The organism is Hymenobacter sp. R533113 (assembly GCF_056835965.1).
In genome coordinates this window covers 1-23,086 of the sequence record NZ_JAKWBD010000008.1, presented here as the reverse complement: position 1 = coordinate 23,086, position 23,086 = coordinate 1, and the positions used below count along the sequence as shown (strand labels likewise).

At 52.0% G+C, this 23,086-nt stretch carries 18 protein-coding genes, 1 tRNA gene and 1 CRISPR repeat array; of the genes, 16 read left to right on the top strand and 3 right to left on the bottom strand.

The window, feature by feature from the left end; genetic code table 11:
• From MKZ35_RS06415 to MKZ35_RS06380, 8 genes are all read left to right on the top strand, one after another.
• On the top strand, positions 1-2,078 hold a 2,078-nt coding region (locus tag MKZ35_RS06415; RefSeq protein WP_482512405.1), incomplete at its 5' end, for a DUF349 domain-containing protein.
• A 43-nt stretch (positions 2,079-2,121) separates the two neighbouring features.
• Positions 2,122-2,194, top strand: a tRNA-Thr gene (locus MKZ35_RS06410).
• Positions 2,195-2,306: 112 nt separating this feature from the next.
• Positions 2,307-2,819 carry a hypothetical protein gene (locus tag MKZ35_RS06405; protein ID WP_482512404.1) on the top strand — a complete coding sequence of 171 codons (513 nt, stop codon included), beginning with the start codon at positions 2,307-2,309 and terminating at the stop codon, positions 2,817-2,819.
• A gap of 476 nt (positions 2,820-3,295) precedes the next feature.
• The gene (kaiC, locus tag MKZ35_RS06400; protein WP_482512403.1) at positions 3,296-5,041 is read left to right on the top strand and encodes a circadian clock protein KaiC; all 1,746 of its coding nucleotides are present in this window, start codon (positions 3,296-3,298) and stop codon (positions 5,039-5,041) included.
• A gap of 16 nt (positions 5,042-5,057) precedes the next feature.
• A complete protein-coding gene (locus tag MKZ35_RS06395; protein WP_482512402.1) occupies positions 5,058-5,387 on the top strand; it encodes a circadian clock KaiB family protein in 330 nt (109 codons plus the stop codon).
• Positions 5,388-5,391: 4 nt separating this feature from the next.
• Complete coding sequence (locus MKZ35_RS06390; protein WP_482512401.1) at positions 5,392-5,727, top strand: circadian clock KaiB family protein; 336 nt, start codon at positions 5,392-5,394, stop codon at positions 5,725-5,727.
• Positions 5,720-7,258, top strand: a complete 1,539-nt coding sequence (locus MKZ35_RS06385; protein WP_482512400.1) for a PAS domain-containing protein — start codon at positions 5,720-5,722, stop codon at positions 7,256-7,258. The genes MKZ35_RS06390 and MKZ35_RS06385 overlap by 8 nt, the downstream gene beginning before the upstream one ends.
• On the top strand, positions 7,147-7,443 hold the full coding sequence (locus MKZ35_RS06380; RefSeq protein WP_482512406.1) for a sensor histidine kinase: 297 nt from the start codon (positions 7,147-7,149) through the stop codon (positions 7,441-7,443). The genes MKZ35_RS06385 and MKZ35_RS06380 overlap by 112 nt, the downstream gene beginning before the upstream one ends.
• Before the next feature lie 117 nt (positions 7,444-7,560).
• Here the strand turns inward: MKZ35_RS06380 and MKZ35_RS06375 are convergent, their stop codons facing one another.
• Positions 7,561-8,136 carry a fasciclin domain-containing protein gene (locus MKZ35_RS06375; protein ID WP_482512399.1) on the bottom strand — a complete coding sequence of 192 codons (576 nt, stop codon included), beginning with the start codon at positions 8,134-8,136 and terminating at the stop codon, positions 7,561-7,563.
• 256 nt (positions 8,137-8,392) lie between these two features.
• Between MKZ35_RS06375 and MKZ35_RS06370 the strand changes: the two genes are divergently transcribed.
• Positions 8,393-9,058: a CRISPR-associated endoribonuclease Cas6 gene (locus MKZ35_RS06370; protein ID WP_482512398.1), complete on the top strand. Its 666-nt coding sequence runs from the start codon at positions 8,393-8,395 to the stop codon at positions 9,056-9,058.
• A gap of 155 nt (positions 9,059-9,213) precedes the next feature.
• Here MKZ35_RS06370 and MKZ35_RS06365 read toward each other — a convergent pair whose 3' ends face one another.
• The gene (locus MKZ35_RS06365) at positions 9,214-9,507 is read right to left on the bottom strand and encodes a hypothetical protein (protein WP_482512397.1); all 294 of its coding nucleotides are present in this window, start codon (positions 9,505-9,507) and stop codon (positions 9,214-9,216) included.
• Positions 9,508-9,720: 213 nt separating this feature from the next.
• Between MKZ35_RS06365 and MKZ35_RS06360 the strand changes: the two genes are divergently transcribed.
• From MKZ35_RS06360 to cas2, 7 genes are read left to right on the top strand one after another with little or no spacing between them, the layout of a single operon-like run.
• Positions 9,721-11,574, top strand: coding sequence for a hypothetical protein (locus MKZ35_RS06360; protein WP_482512396.1), 1,854 nt, complete (start codon positions 9,721-9,723; stop codon positions 11,572-11,574).
• Entirely contained in the window at positions 11,567-12,550 is a 984-nt protein-coding gene (locus MKZ35_RS06355; protein WP_482512395.1) for a type I CRISPR-associated protein Cas7, read from the top strand. Before MKZ35_RS06360 ends, MKZ35_RS06355 begins: the two co-directional genes overlap by 8 nt.
• Positions 12,551-12,554: 4 nt before the next feature.
• Positions 12,555-13,343 (top strand): Cas5 family CRISPR-associated protein, encoded by a 789-nt coding sequence (locus tag MKZ35_RS06350; RefSeq protein WP_482512394.1) that lies wholly within the window; start codon positions 12,555-12,557, stop codon positions 13,341-13,343.
• The gene (gene cas3 / locus MKZ35_RS06345; RefSeq protein ID WP_482512393.1) at positions 13,324-16,089 is read left to right on the top strand and encodes a CRISPR-associated helicase Cas3'; all 2,766 of its coding nucleotides are present in this window, start codon (positions 13,324-13,326) and stop codon (positions 16,087-16,089) included. Before MKZ35_RS06350 ends, cas3 begins: the two co-directional genes overlap by 20 nt.
• A gap of 12 nt (positions 16,090-16,101) precedes the next feature.
• Entirely contained in the window at positions 16,102-16,605 is a 504-nt protein-coding gene (locus MKZ35_RS06340; protein WP_482512392.1) for a CRISPR-associated protein Cas4, read from the top strand.
• A gap of 47 nt (positions 16,606-16,652) precedes the next feature.
• On the top strand, positions 16,653-17,657 hold the full coding sequence (cas1b, locus tag MKZ35_RS06335) for a type I-B CRISPR-associated endonuclease Cas1b (RefSeq protein ID WP_482512391.1): 1,005 nt from the start codon (positions 16,653-16,655) through the stop codon (positions 17,655-17,657).
• A gap of 6 nt (positions 17,658-17,663) precedes the next feature.
• A complete protein-coding gene (gene cas2 / locus MKZ35_RS06330; RefSeq protein WP_482512390.1) occupies positions 17,664-17,927 on the top strand; it encodes a CRISPR-associated endonuclease Cas2 in 264 nt (87 codons plus the stop codon).
• A 187-nt stretch (positions 17,928-18,114) separates the two neighbouring features.
• A CRISPR array of direct repeats spans positions 18,115-22,502; the repeat unit is 29 nt; unit sequence GATTTAATCGGACTGTGTGGAATTGAAAT.
• 310 nt (positions 22,503-22,812) lie between these two features.
• On the opposite strand, the gene MKZ35_RS06325 is transcribed toward cas2, so the two are convergent.
• A partial coding sequence (locus MKZ35_RS06325; protein WP_482512389.1) for an outer membrane beta-barrel protein occupies positions 22,813-23,086 on the bottom strand: 274 nt, incomplete at its 5' end.

The window sequence follows — 23,086 nt, the reverse complement described above, 5'->3', positions numbered from 1 at the left end:
GGGCTGAAGCGCATTACGGGCAGCAGAACCCCGGCGTGGAAACGGCTACGCAGTCTACTGCTTCAGCGATTGTTGCGCCGGAGCCAGAGGCCATGCCAACCAGCGCAGTGACTGAGGCTGCTGTCTCATCAATCGAAAATGCCCCCCAGGCTGCTATTACCCCCGAGCCGGAGGCGTTGACTGGACAAGCTACTGAAACGGAAGAGCCCGCCATGCCAGCGGCTCCCACCATTGCGCTTCACTCAGCCGAAGACCTGGAGAATGCGCCCGATATGGTCGCTGCATTACCTACTTCCGCCACAGCATCGGCAGCCGTAGCACACGAAGCGGCGTTGGCTCACGAAGGCGAGGACGAAGAGGAACTGGCGGCCGAAACCCACGGCCCCGATTTCAGTCAACTCGATCTGGCGGCGCAAGCATCCTTTCTGTTAAACATGGTGCACCGCCCCGACGCGCAACGCAACCGTAAGCAGATCACGGATTTATACCGCCAATACGAAACCGCCTTGGCTGCTGATCGGCAGCGGTCAGAAACAACTGCCGCACCCGACGCGGAAGCAACGTATCATGGCCCGGCTGGGCATGCCGAGCTGGTGAAGGCCATGCAGGAGTTGCGCGAAAGCCGTGCCCGCGATGCCCGTGCCGAGGATGAGCAGCGCACCAAGAACCTAGCCCACAAGCAGGAATTGCTCGCTCAGCTGCGGCTGCTGGTAGAGTCGGCGGAGACCAAGGATAGCTCGGCGCGCATCAAAACGCTGCAAAACGACTGGAAATCTACCGGCCCGGTGCCCCAAAAGGATGCTCAGGAACTGTGGAATAGCTACCACGCGCTGCTGGATATCTATTACAACAACCGCGGCCTCTTCTTTGAAATGAAGGAGCTGGACCGCCGCCGCAACCTGGAAGCGAAGGAAGCACTGTTGCGCCGCGCCGAAGCCCTGAGTGATCAGCCCAGCATAAATAAGGCCTTGCAGGAGCTGCGCCAGCTGCATGAGGAGTGGAAACACATTGGTCCGGTGCCCAATGAGCAGCGCGACGCTATCTGGCAGCGCTTTCTGCAAGCCTCAGAGCAGGTACACGACCGCAAGAAAAGCTTCCTCGACACGCGCTCGACCCAGGAAAACGAGAACCTGACCCGCAAAACGGCGCTGCTGGAGCAAATCAGGTCATTTGGTGAGTTCCAGACGGAACGTGTCAATGAATGGCGCAGCAAAACGGACGATCTGCAAAAGCTCAAGGAAGAATGGGATGCTGCCGGTCTCGTGCCACGCGACAAAGCCGATCAGCTTAATAAGCAGTTCTGGGGGGCATATAAGGGCTTCTTTCAGCGTAAAAATCAGTTCTTCAAAGCGCTTGATGAGGAGAAAGCGCAAAACCTAAAGCGTAAGCTGGAGCTATGCGACCAAGCCGAGGCAGCGCTCGCCAATCCTAATTGGGAGGAGGGCCGTGAAATTGTTATTCGCCTGCAAAAGGAGTGGAAACTAATTGGTCGCGTGCCCGAAAAGCAGTCAGATAAGGTCTGGAACCGCTTCCGTACCGCTTGCGACGCCTTCTTTGATCGTAAAAATCAGGAAGTAAAGCAGCGTGAAGTCAAGGCGCAGCTCGTATCGCAGGAGCAAGCTGCCCATCTCGACCGCGTAGCCGAGACCGTAGCGGCTCTCACTGCCGACAATCCTGGCACGCTGGAAGGCTTTCGTCAGCAAGTGTCGGAGTGGCGCGCCTCGGGTGCGGCTGGCGGACCACGGGCAGAGGAGAAATTCCAGACTCTTATGGGCAAATACCTCGAAGCGGTGCCGGGTATCTCGTATGCCGAGCGCAATGAGTTACTGTTTCAACTCCAGGTTGAGCGCCTCAAGTCGGGCCCCGATGCCCAGCAGGCGCTTTATAAAAAGGAGCAGGGCTTGCGTCGCGACATCAATGAGCTGGAAAATGACATTGCCACGTTACAGACTAACCTTGAGTTCTTTGCGCGTTCCAAAAACGCTAATCAGTTGCGCGAGGAATACCAGGGCCGCATCGATGAAGCCAAGCTGCGTATTGATGGGTTGAAAAAACAATTAAAAATTGTGCGCTCTTAGTTGGCAAAATGGACGCAGAGCACTAGTTTTGCGCCACCATTTCGCCTCCTTAGCTCAGCTGGTAGAGCAACTGACTTGTAATCAGTAGGTCGCTGGTTCGATCCCGGCAGGAGGCTCAGATGCTACTTCAACCCCACCCATATCCGGTGGGGTTGTTTTGTTTTCAGCCTTTTGCAACCTTTTGGTCGCGCTACTAATCGTATTCCTGTATTCTAAATTATCAGGAACATGAAACGTGCTCTATACCGCGTAGTAGCCATTCTGGTTCTTTTGGGCGGAGTAGGGGCATGCACAACCGAATCAGTGCAGCCTCAGCCCGAGTTCTTTGTGAAGGCCAACAAGGACGGAACCGCGTGGGTTGTGCCTGGTTCCGGAGTCTACGCTACAGCGCAACACGGATTTTATGTGTTTGGGGAGCAAAGCGATGGTACTGTTACGCAAGCATACCTGCGGCTGGGCTTCGCAGTGCCCATTGAGCAGCCACTCCCAACGGTTGCCCAAGCATCAACCCTAGTACTACTACCAACCACCTGGACGGTGGTCGTCGGTGGGGATGTGCTCGTCGATGGCTACACGGCCGATTCCCTGTCAGAAACGCGCCTGCTGATTACCCGGCTTGATACGGTTCAGAAGGTTGTGGAGGGCACCTTTGACGCTACCCTACGCCGTGACGAGCGCTGGTCCCAGCAAGGAGAGATGATCCGTTTCACGCAAGGCTCTTTTCGGGTGCGCTACCGGTAGCCTCAACCGGGAATAAATACTGCTAGTACTACCTATAGTCATCAAAAAAGCCCCCCACCAACATGGTGGGGGGCTTTTTTGGTGGCCTTCTGATAAATTATTTGATATGCTGACAACTGCCTACACTTTAGAAGCTTAGCGCCGTTTCTGCCTTTTTCACAGAATTATCGGACTCAAATTGCCTGGGTGTACCGCCGCCAAATTCGTATTCTAAACAGCGCCATCAGCTGCTCGTCAATGGCGCATTAAATTTAAAGATTCATCTTTGGGCTTAGGCCGCACTTTTTGTAGCGCCTAGCTCAACTATTATGGACCTAATGAGTAACAGGAAATTCTGCTAAGTTCAGCAGTAATGCCTGGCTAATTAAGGCTTACCGCGTATTTGATACTTATACAGCCTTCAGGTATGCTTTTGAGGATGCAAGGACTGAGCACCATTCAAAAGTATCGCCGGGTTCTGACAAATATTCGATTTCATGCAAGACAAAAAAACTGCTTCCCCTACTGATTTGCCCACCTTACCCAAAGCGCCGACGGGAATTGAAGGGTTAGATGAAATTACGGAAGGTGGCCTGCCCAAAGGTCGCCCGACGCTGATTTGTGGCAGCGCCGGCTGTGGCAAAACCCTGCTGGGTATTGAGTTTTTAGTTAGAGGAGCGCTGGAGTTCGGTGAGCCGGGCGTGCTGATGGCTTTTGAGGAAACAGCCGAAGAACTCACCGCCAACGTTATTTCCCTGGGCTTCGATCTGCCGGCGCTCCAGAACCAGAAGCTGCTGCGGGTTGACCACGTACACATAGACCGCTCGGAGATTGAGGAAACCGGCGAGTACGATTTGGAGGGCTTGTTTATCCGGCTCGGGTACGCAATCGACTCAATCGGTGCCAAGCGTGTCGTGCTGGATACAATTGAGTCTTTATTTGGTGGGTTTCCGAATGAAGCTGTTCTGCGGTCGGAAATACGGCGGTTGTTTCGCTGGCTCAAGGATAGGGGCGTAACGACCGTCATCACCGCTGAGCGGGGCGATGGCACGCTCACTCGGCAGGGGCTGGAAGAGTACGTATCGGACTGCGTAATTCTGCTGGATAACCGCGTTATCGACCAGATTACCACCCGGCGACTACGCATAGTTAAGTACCGCGGCAGTACCCACGGTACGAATGAGTATCCGTATCTGATCAGTGAAGACGGCATCTCGGTGCTGCCCGTTACTTCCCTCAAGCTGGAGCATGAAGTATCCGATCTGATTGTCTCCTCTGGTGTGCCGGCCCTCGATGAGATGTTTGGCCGGAAAGGGTTCTATCAGGGCAGCAGCATCCTGCTGACGGGCACCGCTGGCACAGCCAAAACCACGCTGGCGGCTGCCTTCGCCAACCAGATGGCGAAAGAGAATAAGCGCTGCCTCTATTTTGCCTTCGAGGAGTCGCCGCAGCAGCTGGTACGCAATATGCGCTCTGTCGGCGTCGACCTGGCCCCTTGGATTGAGCAGGGGCTGCTGCATATTGAAGCGTCGCGGCCCACGCTGAATGGCCTGGAGCGGCACTTGGTCATTATTCATAAGCTGGTCAAGGAGTTCAAGCCCGATGCAGTTATAATTGACCCAATCAGTAATCTGATCAACGTGGGTAATCTCAACGAGGTGCGCAGTATGCTCACCCGCCTCATCGATTTCCTGAAAGTAAATAACATTACGGCGCTGTTTACGGCCCTTATCAGCGGCCGAACCAACCAGCTGAATATGACCGAAGAGGGCGTGTCATCACTGGTGGACACCTGGATTAGTGTGCGGGATCTGGAGGGGATAGGGGAGCGCAACCGCGGCCTTAGTATTCTTAAATCGCGGGGCATGTCACACTCCAATCAGGTGCGCGAGTTCGTGGTTACCGACCAGGGGGTGCAACTGCTGGACGTCGTGATTGGTCCATCGGGCATTGTAACCGGGGCCAGCCGCCTCACCCAACAGCTGCAAGAGCAGGCCCAAGAGCTGGCCATTCGGCAGGGATTGGAGCGCAAAGACCGGGAGCTGGAGCGTCGGCGCCGCGTACTGGAAGCCACGATTGCTAATTTGCGCACGGAGTTTGAGTCGGTAGAAGAAGAGATGCGGCAAATAAATAGTGAGGAGCTGACCCGCCAGCAGACGTCTACGGAGGGCAGAACAGCCGCCGTGAGCGAAATGTCGGGCCGGAGGACTCCTAACCAAGCCACCAAATCAACCAACCAATAAGCCCCTTACCCCTGCGATGGAAACGAACCCGGATACAACAACAGAGGGCATGGACGAGGAGTATTGGGAGCTGCGGCTATACGTGGCCGGCCAAACACCCAAATCGATGGCTGCCATAGCTAACCTGAAAAAATACTGCGAACAGCATAGGCTAGGGCGCTATAAGCTGGAAGTAATTGACTTGCTGCTACATCCTCAGTTAGCCGAAGGCGACCAGATATTGGCTATTCCTACGCTTGTGCGGAAGGTGCCGGCCCCTATTCGCAAAATTATCGGTGACCTTTCTAATGAAGAGCGCGTGTTGGTAGGTCTGGATATTCGGCCTGTGGAGGGCAAAGTAACCTGATAGAATGGAGGCAGAAGAAAGTTTGGATCGGGAGCCGGAAGAGGCTGAGTATGTACTGCATCTGTACATTACCGGCGCTACTCCTAATTCGACGCGAGCAGTACGGAATGTCAAGGAAATCTGTGAGTTGTATCTGAAAGGTAAATACGAGCTCACTATCGTGGATATATACCAGCAGCCCGTGCTGGCCCAGCAGGAGCAGCTTATTGGCGTGCCCACGTTAGTTAAAAAGCGCCCCGGCCTGATCCGTCGGCTCGTGGGCGACCTCTCAAACCGGGAACGAGTGCTGGCCGTGCTGGGGCTGACACCGCCATCTGACAGCACTAGCAATAATGGCTGACCACCTGCCACCTCTATCTACCGACCTGGCTCGTGAAAACGAGGAACTGCACTATCAGCTAAAGGAATCGGAGGAACTCATTTCCGCTATTCGGTCGGGCTCGATAGACGTGCTGGCGGTACAGGGCACTGATGGCCCTCGTATTTACACCCTACAAGGTGCCGATCAGGTTTACCGAACCCTGATTGAGCAGATGAGTGAAGGCGCGCTGCTGCTCAGCCAGGACGCCATGATTCTCTATTGCAACGCCAGTCTGGCTCGTCTGCTCGACCGCGCCCTGGAAGAGCTGATGGGCGTCTCGTTCAATGACTTTGTTCCCGCCGACTCGCGCGCCTATTGGAATGCCTTGCTGGTAGCGGGTTGGGCGGGCAAAAGCAAGGGCGAATTGCCCTTGCAAACCCAGGCTGGAGTATTAGTGCCCTTCTCATTGTCGATGAATGTGTTGGAATTCAATGACGCGCCTGCCCTGGCCGTGATTGTAACTAACTTGTCGGCCCAACGGGAAATAAATGCCATTCAGGCGCGGGTAACCGAGCAGAACGAGGTAATAGACCGCAAGAATGAGGAGCTGAAGCAGCAGGAAGCCGCCCGCCTGATAATAGAGCAGGCCGCCGCCGAAGCAAACCGGATGCTGGAAGGCATACCGCAGATTGCCTGGACCGCCAATGTGAAGGGCAAGAACACCTACCTCAACCGCCGCTGGTTCGATTATATCGGCCAGCCAAGCTTTTCTAATTCAGATAATGAGTTTGAGTCTCGTTTACACCCCGCCGATGTCGGCCCCGCCAAGGCGCAGTGGAAGCATTCCCTACGCACCGGAGAGGCCTACGAGGTAGAATACCGCCTGCGAAATGGCACCGGCACCTACCGCTGGATGTTGGGCCGCGCGCTGCCTTCTTACAACGAGCAGGGGGCAATTATGCAGTGGATTGGCACCTGCACCGACATTCACGAGCACAAGCTGGCCCTGGAGCGCATCGATCAGGCCCAGCGCCAACTACACGAAAACAACGACCAGCTCGTGCGTGCCAACGTGGACCTGGACAATTTCATCTATACCGCTTCCCACGATTTAAAATCGCCCATCAGCAATATTGAAGGGTTGTTGCAGGCCTTGCTGGTAGAAATGCCCCCCAGTTCGCAAAGCCAGCCAGAAGACCAGGTGCAGCTCATTATGGCCATGATGCAGGACTCGGTGGAGCGGTTTAAACGCACCATCGAGCACCTGACAGAGGTAACCAAGCTGCAAAAAGAGCAGGTTCAGCCCTTAGCGCTGGTGGAGCTAAGGCCTGTCATTGAGGACGTGCGTCTAGATCTGGAGCCGTTGCTACGCGAGTCGGGGGGCATTTTGGAGGTGGATGTGGCCGCGTGTTCAGCGGTGTCCTTTGCCAAAAAAACCTGCGCAGCGTTATCTATAACCTGCTCAGCAATGCTATCAAGTATCGTTCGTCGGAGCGGGCGCCACATGTGCGGCTGCGCTGCCGCCAAGAGGAAGACTACGCGGTGCTCACGGTGCAGGACAATGGCTTAGGAATAAACCTGATTAATAGTGAAAAGCGGCTCTTTGGCATGTTTCAGCGCCTGCACGACCACGTCGATGGCAGCGGGATTGGGCTGTACATGGTCAAGAAGATGGTAGAAAATGTGGGGGGCAAAATCGAAGTTGAGAGCGAGGTAGGCGTAGGCTCCACGTTTTCGGTGTACTTTAAGCGGTAAGTTGCATTACAGAATCTGAGCGTTAGCGCAGAAGAAAGTTTGCCAAACAAAAAGGGCCTTTCCCCATATGGAAAGGCCCTTTTTGTTTGCTGTAAATCAGCGAAATGCAACTGAAGCTTACTTAGGCAGCATCACTTTATCGATGACGTGAATCACGCCATTGCTTTGCATCACGTCGTAAGTAGAAATGGTAGCAGTGTTGCCCGATTCGTCCATCAGCACTACGTTCTTCTGGCCATTCATGGTGGCTTTCAAGGTGCCGCCGCTTACTGTTTTAAGCGAAGCAGTGCCTTTGCCCGCCTTGATGGCCGCCATGATTTTGTCGGCCGTCATGCTGCCGGCTACTACGTGGTAAGTCAGGACTTTGCTTAGCTGCGCCTTGTTTTCGGGCTTTAGCAGCGTTTCGACCGTGCCAGCGGGCAGGTTTTCGAAGGCATCATTCACGGGCGCGAATACGGTGAAAGGACCTTTACCTTGCAGCGTCTCGACAAGACCGGCAGCTTTTACAGCGGCTACGAGCGTGGTGTGGTCGGCGGAATTAAGGGCGTTAGCTACAATGTTTTTGCTGGGCAGCATCGCCTGACCACCTACCATTACGGTGTTCGGCGTCATCTGCGCCTGGGCCTGAGCCGATTGTACAGTTGCGGCGCCGAGTAGGCAGATAAGAGCGATTGAAAGCGTTTTGCGTTTCATGTTTTAGGATGAATTAAAGGGGGATATTGAAGTTGATAGCATTTACGCCTCAACCGTACCAACTGGATTTGCCCCCCAGCAGAAATATTTTTACCAGGCTATCTATTGTTAGTCAATGTGTACCAGGTAAGAGGTTTTTTATTCGAATAAATACCAACGTATGCGCTTGGTTATATGGTTGAGGTTGCCCACCTTGTCGCCCACAGCTTAGCTATATAGGTGAGCAGTTATTGAAGCATCTATTCTTTTCTAGCGTATGCGCTTGCAGCTATACCTCACCGCCTCGGGGCCGGTGCCCTTTGACCATTTACCAATTCTTAAAGGCGCGTTTCACCGCTGGCTCGGCCACAACGACGAACTGCACGACGGCCTTTCGCTCTACTCGCTCTCCTGGCTGCGCGGTGGTCGGGGCAGCCGCGGCGGCCTCTGGTTTCGCGACGGTGCCCACTGGTCTATCTCCGCCCACGACCCGCAAGTAATTCACGTCTTAGTCGGTGGAGTAGTGCGCGAATCCGACCTGGGCCAGGGCCTGCGCGTCCGCGACGCGCAGCTGATAGTCCCACCCGCTTTCCAGAATGGCGAACAGTGGTTTCGCGTCCTGAGCCCCGTTTTCGTGAAATGGGAAGTAGAGCCGGGCAAGCCCGCCGACCACCTCACCTACGACGACCCGCGCACCGACGAGCTGCTCACCGCCACCCTGCGCCACAAGCTCCGCCAAGCCGGCCTCGACGACACCGGCGCATCCGTCCGCTTTGACCGCAGCTACGTGGGGGCCAAAACCAAGCTCTTCCGCTACAAGCAGGTGCAGTGCCGCGCCAGTATGTGCCCCGTCATCGTGACCGGCACGGCCGAGCAAATCCGCTTTGCCTGGTGCGTGGGCGTGGGGAATAGTACAGGGCTGGGGTGTGGGGCTTTGGAATGAAAAAAGCAGCCCTGGTGGGGGCGGTTTACTTCTGCTGCTGGGCTTGCTCCTGAACGCGGCGTATCATTTCATCGCGAGTAACGACGGTACCCCGTGCAGCCCTTAAGCGCCTCCAAGCATCCTCAGCTCCCGGTCCCTGAAAAGGATTGTGGAAGCTAGACGCGGCAGAGGTAGTATCGGAGTTCGGCGAGGTCGTCGGCGACTTGGACTCCGAGGGCTGCGAATTTTCCGGTGTTACTGTCATACTTCAAAGCTACCAAAATAAACCGACCCTTGTCCGTGAATCCAAGCAACTGCCATACCTCCGGAAATTCTGGGCCCGGCTCAATGGTCACCACCGGGCTAGCATACGCCGCCCGTACCTGCACCACGGTCACGCCAAGACGCTGTAACTCCGGGGCGCTGAGTTGGCTTACGTCGAGTTCGGGAGTGGGGTTAAAATTCTCCATCGTCTGAGATTAGATGAAAGCTACGGAAGAATCAAGCTAGAAGCTGCCCACCAGAAATGATGCTTCCTGATGGGCAGCACGGATGACAGTCCGATTAAGACCCTCTTCAAGCTCGCGTTTCAATTCTAAGTATCCGTTCGCCGAAGATAATTACTTCTTGGGAAAATTCATCCCGGACCCTTTCAAACTCGCTGATACTATTAACTTCGTTTTATGCTTCAAGAACTTACTTATTACACCGACATCGTCACTCAGGCAGTTTCGCTAAGTAATTATGTGCTGCCAGTTGAAGGACTACATCTGCTGGTAGCGCAGCCCGAAAGCACTTCTCCCGTTTTGCAGAAGGAGGTATTTCGCAGCCCAAAGAAGAAGGGACAGCGGCCTGACTTGTCGCCTTTTATGCGGGATGAAGTGTTGACGCGGGCTATGCATATTGAGTACGTGGATTCTAATAAGGCCATTGCCGACAAGAAAATCCATTCGGCTTCGCCTTATGCGCTAAAGCTGAAGAAGCAGGTGCTATTGGACAAAGCTTGGATGAGTGGTTTCGCTGACCATGTCAGGCGCTATTTCCGCGAGGCCCTGAAAAAGTGCCGCGCCGACCACACGCCCGCTGAACGGGAGCAGGTAGCTGCTTTTGAGCTGTTCTGCCAACAATTGCCCCTTACGTTGGCGGAATTACAGGAGTATAAAGACCTGAAACCCGCTGATTATGTAGTGGTGTACGCGGCGGCATTTTCGCCTGATCAATACAAAGCGCTCAATCAGAATTACCAGGCAGATAGCCTATTTAACAAGAATGATTACAATGTAAAAGGAGCCGACCAGCAGATATATGGGTTGAGCAACTTTTACAACGGCGACAATAGTAAAAAGCCTTATCTACAACACCAAACCGCATCATTCAGCATCGGGAGTCGCATCTCCCAGTCTAGTGCTCAAGCGTTGCATCTGTTCAATCAGCTGCGACGCAATGGAGCTTTTAGTACGAACCCTTTGCCCGTTTTTATTGACGAAAAGGAGTTGAATTACCAGTCTATCGTATCCACTGTCCGCGAGGAAGGGCAGGAGCCGCCAGGGTACCGCGAGTTGATGCGAACTCTGTGTAAGGAGCGGCCAAAAGATGTAGGCAACTACTATCTATTTTACATTTTGGGTGGTGATATCCGCGACGTGGATTACGTGTCATCTTTCCTGTACGCGCTGGATGTCACGATTTACCCTTTGTTCGTGGAGGAAAAAGAGCAGCACCTAACCAATGTATTTAGTTTGGAAAAAGGGCTGTTACAACCACTATTCAGCAATCAGCTAGTAATGCAGGCTGGTGAGAGGATGCGCTACCGCTACTTCGACGACCTGGATTTCGATCCCAAATACCAGACACCAGTTCTATACGAATCCATCATGCGCTACCGGGGGGCCTGGTACGACTACATCTACAAGTCGAGGCGGCAGGCGGTGGATAGTATTATGTTTCACCGCATGATGCGCGAATTGCTGCTGGATGACTTGCGCCAGGATGAGTGGGATACCAGCCAAAGGCGCCATACCAAAGAATATGCTATCCGGCAGAAACTGAACCGCTGGTTTAGTCTGTGGGACTTCTTCGACCAATCTTCAACCTCAACCGATATGTCTAACCAGATTCTAGGACTGCGCGAACGAATTCGTGCCGTCGCCAATGCTCCTACCGAGCCACACGTAGCCACCGATCCTGAATTTGGCTTTGCGGTGGGGCAGGTGATTTATTTTCTGCTGTCGAAAAGTCAAGCTGATAATCCTAGTCACGGCCTGCTAGAGCCATTTTTACAAAAAAGCGGAGTAAGTGAGTTTCGGAAGGCTATTGCTACTGCTTTCAACGCTTACAAGCACGAAATCAACTTCGGTCAAGGCCGTTTCGAGAAGCTGTGCGCTGATGTGATGGAGTACGAATATGCCGGCAACGTGAAAGACTTGATGCCGCACGTCTTGGCTGGGTATTTTTCCAAATCCCTGATTTACGAGAAAAAAGAAACCACTTCTTCAACTGATCCTTCCCCAACTATTACTACTTCCGCCCATGTCTAGTCCGTTCAATGCCCGCGTGTATGGCTGCGCTATCGTGAAAGCCATCAACTCAAACTTTAACGCTGATTTCTCGCATCAGCCACGCACGTTGCCCGACGGCCGCGTGTACGCTACCGATAAAGCGTTGAAGCATACGGTACGCCGCTACTTGAAAAATAACTATCCGAACGACAGTATCCTGTATTTCAAGCGCATTAATCAGAATATGAATCCGCTGACGCTGGCCGATACCTATTCGCACCTGACGAAAGGCAGCTTTGATGAGGATTCGAGCAATAAAAAGCTGGTGCTACGCAATCTGCTGAATATGCAGGACGTGCGTCTGTTCGGCAGCACCTTCGCTGCTAAGAAAGGCAAGGCCACCGTCAATTTGTCTATTCACGGGCCGGTTCAATTCACGCACGGGCTAAATCAGTTTTTCGTAGACGGGCAGCCGCGCGACGACATTTACTCTGAGCAAATCAGTGCGCCGTTTAGTACTGACTCCGGCGACGAAAAGGAAGCGGCGCAGAGCACGCTAGGGCGCCAAAGTAAGCTGCGGGAAGGCCACTACGTGTATCACTTTTCCGTAAACCCAGCCAACCTGCATGACCTGACCAGTGTTTTTGGGGAAGGACCAGAGGCCGTAAGCGGCCTGACGGAGCAGGATGCCGACCGGCTGAAAGAAGCGTTACGGGTAGGAGTCACCTACCTGGATTCAGCCTCCAAAGCTGGGTCCGAAAATGAGTTGCTGCTGTGGGTACGGCTGAAAGACGATTCGCGCCTAGTACTGCCCTCGTTGGTGGAGATGGTGCGCGTGAGCCGTACGCCCGGCTCCAAAGCGCGCGTAGAGCTAGGAGCAATCCGTGATTTGCTGACTCACGTTGCCGATCATGTCGCGGCGGTGGAGCTTTATTATCTACCCGAGCAAACGGAGCTGGTAAATGCTCCTAACGCGGCCCAGCATAGCCACCTGCTCACCGGCGCAGCATTATAAGCCAATGCAGCGCCTTATCTCCGTGGATTGGCAGGCAACGTTCGGATTTCTGAAAAAGCCTGATGTTAATGAAGGTATATACCTGACCTATAATATCCTGCACAAACCGGCTCTGTTAGGAATATTAGGGGCGGTAGCGGGATTAGGCGGCTACGGTCGCCCATCCTATATGCCCCCCGAACGAGTGCGCGAATATCGGCGGCAACTGGGTGGGCTAAGAGTAGCTATTGCACCGCTGGAGGCCGAACGAGGCAACTTTCGTAAAGCTGTTATTAAGTACACCAACACCGTAGGCTACGCCAACGATGGGGCTACCCTGATAGTAGCGGAGCAAACGCTGGTGCGGCCGTCTTACCGCACCTGGCTGTTGCTCGACGATGCCAATGAAACGCAGGCACTGCTGCTACATCGTTTGCAACGGCAGGAGGCGGAGTTCGTGCCTTATTTAGGTAAAAACGAGTTTCCGCTGTGGTGGCGCAACGTGCGGGAGTGGGCCTGGGAACCTGCTATTTCTGCTGGTTATTTCAAGATAAGTAGTGTATTTCGGAAGCCTGGAGCTGAGCAAGTAGCGCGTAAAACGGAAGGTGGCCGCCTGGGGGGCAAATTGGGTACCTACTTATACTTCGAACGGCTACCGGTGGGGTTTCAGCCTATGGGCAAGGAAGAGCAGTACGAATTGGCGGAATTCATATTCACTGATTTTGAGCTAAGCCCCGACCAGGAACTACAGGATTTAGTCTACGCTCGCAACCCGGATAACTCAGCGGAAGACCATGTTATTCAAGTCATTTGAAACGCTACTACAGGAACTGCCGCGTCTGGCCGCTCAGGTGCCGGCTGCAGACCACTACTGGGGGCATACGCCGGGGGCCTCCGCACCACCTGATAAGCTGCCCGAGCTGTTGCAGCAGCATATTGACCGGGTAAACACTACGTGCATCGGTTTAATACGAGCCCACGGTTTGGAGCCCGTGGTAGATGGCTTGATTCAGTCGCTGCTACCGGCCGTGAAAGCCGCTGATTCGGTGTGGGCGGGTAACTTCATCAAAGCCGGTTTTCTGGCGGCCGTGGCGTTTCATGATTTTGGCAAGCTAAACGAGAATTACCAACGGCATTTAGGCAATGAAAAACACTTCCCGGCAGTCGTTGCCAACGGTATTGGGTCAGAGCATAGCGGGCTGGGAGCTTTCTTGTGGCTGCACTACGCGCTTCATCACCTGCTGGAAGCTGCTCTGGGTGAAGTGCCAACGGACAAGCTCATTGCTCTAAGCTTAGACTTTGCTGATATTATTCTGAATCACCATTCGCCCCGGCTACAGCGTCGGGATTTTGCCGCTGACAAGTATACCAAGCTGGATGGCTACCGAAGCCTGTTAAAATTGCCCCCCGTGGCGGAATTGGCTGCGGTTATGGCTGATAAGGAAGGCTTTCACCAGGATTTTTATCCACAAACGCCTACTGTTTCAACGGAAGGCTTCCCCCGCTTTGCTTTATTGAAGTTATGCTTTTCCCTACTTACGGCCAGCGATTATTTAGCAACACTGGGGTATATGCAGACCGGGGGCGACTATACCCGCCTCAATGCCCAAACGCTAGGTATTTTGTCGGCTGAGCAGAAAGAGCAGTTTTACGTCAGCTTCTGCCGGTTTTCATACAATCAAGCGGCCCTGAGTGCTCCTGAACGCCACGCTGATTTAGCTTGGGCAACTGTGCAGGAGCGTAGCGCTACTAATCTACGGGCGCTTCGGCAAAAACTACTGGCCGAAGTGGTACGCACCGTACGCCAGCAACCCGGCGCGCCGCTATACTACTTGGAAGCCCCAACAGGTTCGGGTAAAACCAATTTGTCTTTAGCCGTTACCCTGGAACTGCTGCGCCACGATACGCGGCTAGGCAAAATATTCTACGTCTTTCCCTTCACGACGCTTATCACCCAAACCTACACGGATATTTGCGAAAAGCTGAGCCTGACCGGGGCTGAGATTGTGCAGTTGCATAGCAAAGCCGAGTATACGGAGCGACCAGCCAGCGACGGGGAGTACGGTTCACACTGGCATAATTACGTCGATAATCTGTTCGTGCAATATCCAATCGTACTGCTTTCGCACGTGCGGTTTTTCGATGTGCTGAAAAGCAGCCGTAAAGAGGCAAATTATCTGCTGCATCGCCTTGCCAACTCAGTGGTGATATTGGATGAAGTACAGAGCTACGACCCTGTGCTGTGGGACCATATAAACTACTTCTTGCTGCACTACGCCCGTCAGTTCAATATTCGGGTAATCGTCATGTCGGCCACGCTGCCCAAGCTTTATCAACTGACCCGCGAGGCCGTGGCCCCGCAAGTGGTGCCGCTGGTTGCTGAACCCGAACGCTACTTTCAGAATGCCAATTTCGCAGGCCGGGTACAGTTTGACTTTAGTTTGTTTGATAAGAATTGGCGCGGGCGCTATAACGCTAAACCTGTAGATGAGGAAGAACGGCGGGCTGTGCTGCGCGAGTTAGCCGATGAAGTAGTCGCTAAGTGCGAAGAATTTGCCGCTCAAAATAGCGATAAGGCTGCGGCTATTATTGAATTTATTACAAAGAAGTCGGCGGCCGGCTTCATTGAGTTGGCCAAGGGGCATCCCGTCTTGGGAGGTTATGAGTTGCGGGTATTAAGCGGCACTATACTGGAGCCACGCCGTCGGGAGGTAATCAACTGGCTAAAAAGCAAAGATACTCGCCAAGGTCACCCACGTATCCTGCTGGTGTGCACGCAGGTAGTAGAGGCTGGCGTAGACATTGATATGGACCTGGGCTTCAAAGACCGGTCGTTGCTGGATTCGGATGAGCAATTGGCCGGGCGCGTAAACCGTAACGCTTTACGCCCTCCAGCCCCCGTGTATCTGTTTGATCTGGATGCGGAATCCACTGTTTATGGACCCGACCTGCGGCTGCGTGTCGCTCGCGACTTACTGTCGCCACCAGAATATCAGCGCATTTTGCGCGAGAAGGATTTTGATAGTTTATATCAGGAAGTGATTAAGCAGCTTAATAAAAAGACAGGTCAAATAACAGACAGCTTCGGGGCGTATCAGGAACTCGTGCGCCTCCTCAATTTCGCCGAAGTAGACCGCAAATTTCAATTGATTGAAGACGATACGGAATCGGTATTCATTCCGCTTGAGCTGAGCGCCAGCCATTTCAGCGACTCAGAGCTGCAACTGCTGCAAAACCAGGGCGCGTATTTACCTGACAGTAAGATTGTAGCCGGGCGTTGTGTTTTTACCTTATACCTCGATACGGTGAGAAATAAAACCGGTGACTTCATCCGGGACCGGGAAGCACGCCAACGACTCCAATCCATCGTCAGCAAGTTCACCATTTCCGTGTACCCAAAGCTTGCCAATGAGATTCGGGCCACTCAGCTTGATTATGCTGAGCTACACGATCCACATCGTAACTACGGTATGCTGTATTTGAGTAATCATAGCAGTTATTACTGCTATGAGGAAGGCCTGCTGCCGAATACAAATTTCGCAATTGGCGACTTTCTCTAATCAGATTTCCCCATGCGCATTACGGCCACCCTCATCAACCTCTACCACATCTGCCACCGCGAGCTGTGGCTGCACGCCAATGAAGTACGCATGGAGTCAACTTCCGACGTGGTGAAAGATGGCAAGCTCCTGCACGAGATCAGCTACCCGCAGCGCCCGGAGCGGTTTCGGGAAATAACCGTGGGCGGCAGCAAGATTGATTTCTACGACGCCAAGGCTAAAGTCGTGCATGAGATAAAGCGCTCCAACAAGGCCGAGACGGCGCACCTGGCCCAGGTGAAATACTACCTCTGGCTCTTGGAGCAGCACGGGGTGAGTGGCGCGACCGCCGTGCTTGAATACCCCAAGATTCGGCAGACCCAGCAGGTGCTACTCACCGATGATGACCGCCAGCTGATTCCGGTTTGGGAGGCCGCTATCCAGCGTATCATTAGCGCCGCGGAGTGCCCGCCCGTGATTAATAAGCCTTTTTGTCAACAGTGCAGCTACTACGACTTCTGCTACGTGGGCGAGTAGAAATGCCCCCCAGCCGTTGGAATCTTTTACTTATTCCACATAAGCCGATGAAGAAAACCTACTATCTCTTTAATCCCGGCCGGCTGAGCCGGCAGGATAATACGCTGCAATTCACGGCTACTGATGAGGCCGGCGTGCTGCAGCCCCCCAAGTTTATTCCGGTAGAAAGCGTGGCCGATCTCTACGTGTTCGGCTCCCTGGACGCGAACAGCGCCTTGTATAACTTTCTGGGCAAGCACCACATCTCGGTCCACTTCTTCGATTACTACGAGCACTACACCGGTTCTTTTATGGCCAAAGAATACCTGCTGGCCGGCAAGATGCAGGTAGAGCAGACGCGCCACTACGGCTTGCGCCAGAAGCGAATGATTATCGCCCAAAAGTTTATCGAAGGTGCCGCCGCCAATATGCTCCGCAATTTGCGCTACTACCAGCACCGCGACCGGGAATTGGCCCCCGAGATTAGCCTGATCGAGCAATACGCGGCCACCCTGCCGCACACGAGCCAGGTAGCCGAGCTGATGGGCATCGAGGGCAACATCCGCCAGACTTACTACCAGTCCTTCGACCGTCTGATTCCCGGTTTCGTGATGGGTGCCCGCACCAAAATGCCCCCCAGCAACGAAATAAATGCCCTCATGTCATTTGGCAACATGCTCTGCTACGCGGCCTGCCTTCAGCAGATTTACCACACCCAGCTCAACCCGACCATCAGTTTTTTGCACGAGCCCGGCACCCGGCGCTTCTCTCTGGCCCTGGATCTGGCCGAAATATTCAAGCCCATCCTCGTCGACCGCCTCATTTTTCGGATGCTCAACAAAAAGGAGTTGCAGGCCAAGGATTTCGTGACCGAGCTGAATGGCTGCACCCTTAAAGAGCCGGCCCGTAAAGCTTTCGTACGCGCTTTTGAGGAGAAGCTGAAGGAAACGGTGGAGCACCGCTCCTTGAAGCGCAGGGTGAGATACCAGCACCTAATTAAGCTGGAATGCTATAAATTGAGCAAACACCTGCTGGGCCTGGAAGAATACAAGCCCTTCAAAATCTGGTGGTAGCCGACTATGTACGTATTGCTGGTATATGACGTAGGAGAGAAGCGGGTGGGGCGGATGCTGAAGCTGTGTCGGCGCTACCTGAACTGGGTGCAGAACTCGGTGTTGGAAGGTGAAATCACGGAAGTAAAGCTGAAAGAGCTGCTGGCAAAAGCCGCCGATCTGCTCAATACCGACGAAGACAGCGTCCTGATTTTCAAGAGCCGCGACCAGAAGTGGCTGGAGAAACAAGTGTTGGGCCGCGAGCGAAACCGGCTGGATACGTTTCTGTAAAGTCGTCGGTGCCGGCTTAGCAGAACCAGTAGCCTCCCCAAAATGCCGGGTTTGCAGCTAACCAGTTGATAATCATTGGTCGTCGCTCCCCCGGCAAAATCGTACTACCGGCCACCGACGACTTTATAGTAACTAATTAGTGTTAGTTTTCTAGCTTCGTAAGGCGTTAAGGGGCTTTTTAAGATGGGATTTAATCGGACTGTGTGGAATTGAAATTGCCCTCCAGGGCGTAGTCGAGGCGGCCGGGCGTCATGATTTAATCGGACTGTGTGGAATTGAAATTAGACGGGCAGGCGCTGGCCAGCTGGAGCGCGCTGGATTTAATCGGACTGTGTGGAATTGAAATCGATGTTTTCATCACCGCTGGGGCTGACAGTGACCAGATTTAATCGGACTGTGTGGAATTGAAATATATCTGAGTCGCAATGAATCTGACCATGACTAGCCGATTTAATCGGACTGTGTGGAATTGAAATTGCGAGGCCGGAGAGCTGGAGGACTGAGAGAAGAACGATTTAATCGGACTGTGTGGAATTGAAATTATATGAAATATATTTTAACTATTTATTTTTCATGTGATTTAATCGGACTGTGTGGAATTGAAATTTTATGGCCGCTACCAGATTCGTTTTGGTCGCGGTAGATTTAATCGGACTGTGTGGAATTGAAATTTTATGGCCGCTACCAGATTCGTTTTGGTCGCGGTAGATTTAATCGGACTGTGTGGAATTGAAATTTTATGGCCGCTACCAGATTCGTTTTGGTCGCGGTAGATTTAATCGGACTGTGTGGAATTGAAATGAACTACGCTCAGTGGCACCGGAAGCGCGAAGCGAAGATTTAATCGGACTGTGTGGAATTGAAATCGCACAAAGTTCACGTAGGTAGGCAGCAGCTCCCCCGATTTAATCGGACTGTGTGGAATTGAAATTGTGATAGTGCCGGTTTGGGCGGCGGCGGTGCCGGTGATTTAATCGGACTGTGTGGAATTGAAATATATACCCCCATTGCGCCTGCTTAGGGTGGATGCCAGATTTAATCGGACTGTGTGGAATTGAAATAAAAGACCCTGCTGGAAAAAGAAGCCGCCGTGCGTGATTTAATCGGACTGTGTGGAATTGAAATCCGTGGCCTCCAAGGCTATCTTCTGCTCCTTTTGCGTGATTTAATCGGACTGTGTGGAATTGAAATTCGGCAAAGCAATGGCATTCAGGCTCCCTTTAGCCGGATTTAATCGGACTGTGTGGAATTGAAATACGGGTAGCGGGCCTTGCAGCGGGCGGGGGGCGGGCGATTTAATCGGACTGTGTGGAATTGAAATATCACACCAAAACGGCCGAGCATCACGACTTCTTTCGGGATTTAATCGGACTGTGTGGAATTGAAATCGGAAATCTTTGATCTGCCGCATCTTCTCGTTTCCCGATTTAATCGGACTGTGTGGAATTGAAATTGAATGGGAGCATAACAAAATGCTAGCTTGGATGAAGATTTAATCGGACTGTGTGGAATTGAAATACAGCAGGAAAGAGAGGAGTAGTCTGCTCCGCTGCTGATTTAATCGGACTGTGTGGAATTGAAATAAGAAAAGAAAGATGAGGGTAGCGCCAATACAGCCGGATTTAATCGGACTGTGTGGAATTGAAATTCTCTGAGCAGCCGGTACCCGGCCTCATGTTTCCTTGATTTAATCGGACTGTGTGGAATTGAAATATCGGAATACTCCTGATGAGCGTCAGGGCCGCTCTAGATTTAATCGGACTGTGTGGAATTGAAATTAGGGTACTATGAGGATGATTTAGTAGGGCAGGCAGGATTTAATCGGACTGTGTGGAATTGAAATTGCTAGAGGCATAGCCAATACCCTCAGACTAACAGCGATTTAATCGGACTGTGTGGAATTGAAATTAGGCCTCAATGTTGAGCCCTGTAGTATCCCTCATTGATTTAATCGGACTGTGTGGAATTGAAATTAGGCTCCAGATACAGAATGCCGTATTTAAGCTAGGGATTTAATCGGACTGTGTGGAATTGAAATAAAAGGGAGAAAAGATTACCCTAGAAACGGATAAGGGATTTAATCGGACTGTGTGGAATTGAAATTAATGAATTTATGAGGAGGGTTGAGGCTCTGTTGCCGATTTAATCGGACTGTGTGGAATTGAAATACAGTTGTTTTGATCCGGCTAATAGCTCCCATGAGAGGATTTAATCGGACTGTGTGGAATTGAAATTGAATAGCAGAGAGGGAGATAGGCTCTGAGATTGCCGATTTAATCGGACTGTGTGGAATTGAAATTTAGCTAGCAGAGCCGACCTCTCCGATTGTAGTTGGATTTAATCGGACTGTGTGGAATTGAAATGGGCTCAAAGGTCGAAACAAAAGCGAAAGCCGGAAACGATTTAATCGGACTGTGTGGAATTGAAATATATGAGGGGAGAGGCCCTGAGGTTGTTGGCCTGCTGATTTAATCGGACTGTGTGGAATTGAAATAGGAACTGCGCCAGTGGCTGGGGAATAATAAAATGTGATTTAATCGGACTGTGTGGAATTGAAATTTGGCTATTATGAAGCCATCGGCCCCCAATACATCGCGATTTAATCGGACTGTGTGGAATTGAAATAAACACAACCGAACCCGTAACGCCCACGGGTGGCGGATTTAATCGGACTGTGTGGAATTGAAATAGAAAACCCTTTTTTAGATTACCAAAGGAATCTCTAGATTTAATCGGACTGTGTGGAATTGAAATTTTAAAATACTCTCTATGCCAACCCAAACCATAACCGATTTAATCGGACTGTGTGGAATTGAAATTCCCAACCCTCCGGTGGCGTAATCTCCCTCTCTCCGGATTTAATCGGACTGTGTGGAATTGAAATTAAGAGGCCGCCAACGTGTCGTTTTTAATGGCGTACGATTTAATCGGACTGTGTGGAATTGAAATTTGTAGGCCAGATTCGCCAACAAGATGGTGTTGGCCGATTTAATCGGACTGTGTGGAATTGAAATAATGCAGACTCCAGCGCGGCACCACGCCTTTCTGGTAGATTTAATCGGACTGTGTGGAATTGAAATCGGAGAGGAGCCAACAAGTAATCGGGCAAACCCGCCGATTTAATCGGACTGTGTGGAATTGAAATGGCTTAAAATCCGAGTGGTATTGCTTGAAACCCCACGATTTAATCGGACTGTGTGGAATTGAAATGTGATGGGCCCAAGGGCCGGCGCATCTGCCTCTCGGGATTTAATCGGACTGTGTGGAATTGAAATTTTTCTTAGCTGCTGCATCATCCAAGCTGAAAGCGATTTAATCGGACTGTGTGGAATTGAAATGCGTAACGGACTTGAACATATACATCGGGGCCTGCTGATTTAATCGGACTGTGTGGAATTGAAATATGCCACTCGCGGCCCCTGGGCGGCAAGCTTGCCCAGGATTTAATCGGACTGTGTGGAATTGAAATTCGGGCTGGAATGGACAGTTAAATGTGTTCCATCCGGATTTAATCGGACTGTGTGGAATTGAAATAAAAAGGGGACATGGACGCCTACCGGGCGATGCACCGATTTAATCGGACTGTGTGGAATTGAAATTGCACTGAGTACCACAGCCCAGAATAAAGGCGCGTAGGATTTAATCGGACTGTGTGGAATTGAAATAAAATGCCCCCCGCGCTTCGTCAAAGCTTACTCGTTCGATTTAATCGGACTGTGTGGAATTGAAATATTCATCTCTCAGCGTAGCTGCCTCCTCTGTCTTGGATTTAATCGGACTGTGTGGAATTGAAATAGGCTTACGACGGGCAGAGCGCGAATAATGGCTTCGGATTTAATCGGACTGTGTGGAATTGAAATAGCCCCTGGCCGAGCGGGCGCAGCGGCGGGTGGCCCGATTTAATCGGACTGTGTGGAATTGAAATACACATTTTTCGCCCCCACGGCATTGGTTTTGGCAAGATTTAATCGGACTGTGTGGAATTGAAATAGGTCTAAAGAGAAGCTTTTTGCCTTGTTTTCCGCCAGATTTAATCGGACTGTGTGGAATTGAAATGTATGGGGGCGGCGCGGGCGGCACCACCAGGCCAGAGATTTAATCGGACTGTGTGGAATTGAAATCAAGCTAAAGCTGAGCCTTTCGCTTGTGGAACAGGAAGATTTAATCGGACTGTGTGGAATTGAAATCGTTGTTTTCCGAATCGAACTCCTCGGTGCCATTTGATTTAATCGGACTGTGTGGAATTGAAATCGGATATTGCCGTGGTGACGGAAGCCGCCACCAACGGATTTAATCGGACTGTGTGGAATTGAAATAGGTCGAGGCCGGAAACGTGGCTGGCTGGCTGCTCAGATTTAATCGGACTGTGTGAAATTGAAATAGAGTGAGATGCTCTATTTCCTGAGCAGCGACACGGTATTAATCGGACTGTGTGGAATTGAAATATTCCAGGGCTGTGCGGTTGCCGAGCGTGTACTGCCGTATTAATCGGACTGTGTGGAATTGAAATTGTAGACCGCATCATTACGCGCTACTCCAATCCGGAGTATTAATCGGACTGTGTGGAATTGAAATGAAGATTCTGAGTATTTGCGTATTAAAGTCTGGGATGTATTAATCGGATTGTGGGTGAAGGTGTATGATTTGTTTTTATTGAACCGTATGGGGTCCTGCCTGTATGAGGTGAGTGTCCCTATAGTGGAAAAGTTGTTAAATGCTGCTGCCATGTACCCAGCGCAGGTAAGTCACTGATTTCTGGCAGCTGAAATGGCTTGCCGCTAACCAGCTAAAAAGAAACATCGATGGATGAAGTAACTGCGGCCTTCCAACCGAACCACCACCTTATTGCCGGGCACATAATCGAGATTGAGCGAGTCTCCGGCTACTAAAACATCGGGACTGGGGGAACAGGAGCTAGGGCAGTAATATGGATCCCGTGAGCAGCGCTGTAGTATTCGGTGCGGGCAGCTACGACCCAAGCCTTATTGAGTTGGTAGCGAGTCAGTAAGGCAGCCGTGTGCCAGGTGTCGCGGCCGTTGGTCTGGGGGCATTTTTCTTGCTTGTCTACGTCAAAAACTACGGCCAAGCTTAGTTGAGGCGTAGGTGGGTAGCGAAAGTAAAAATTATGAAAGAAGCAGTAGCAGCGCACTGGGTCGGTG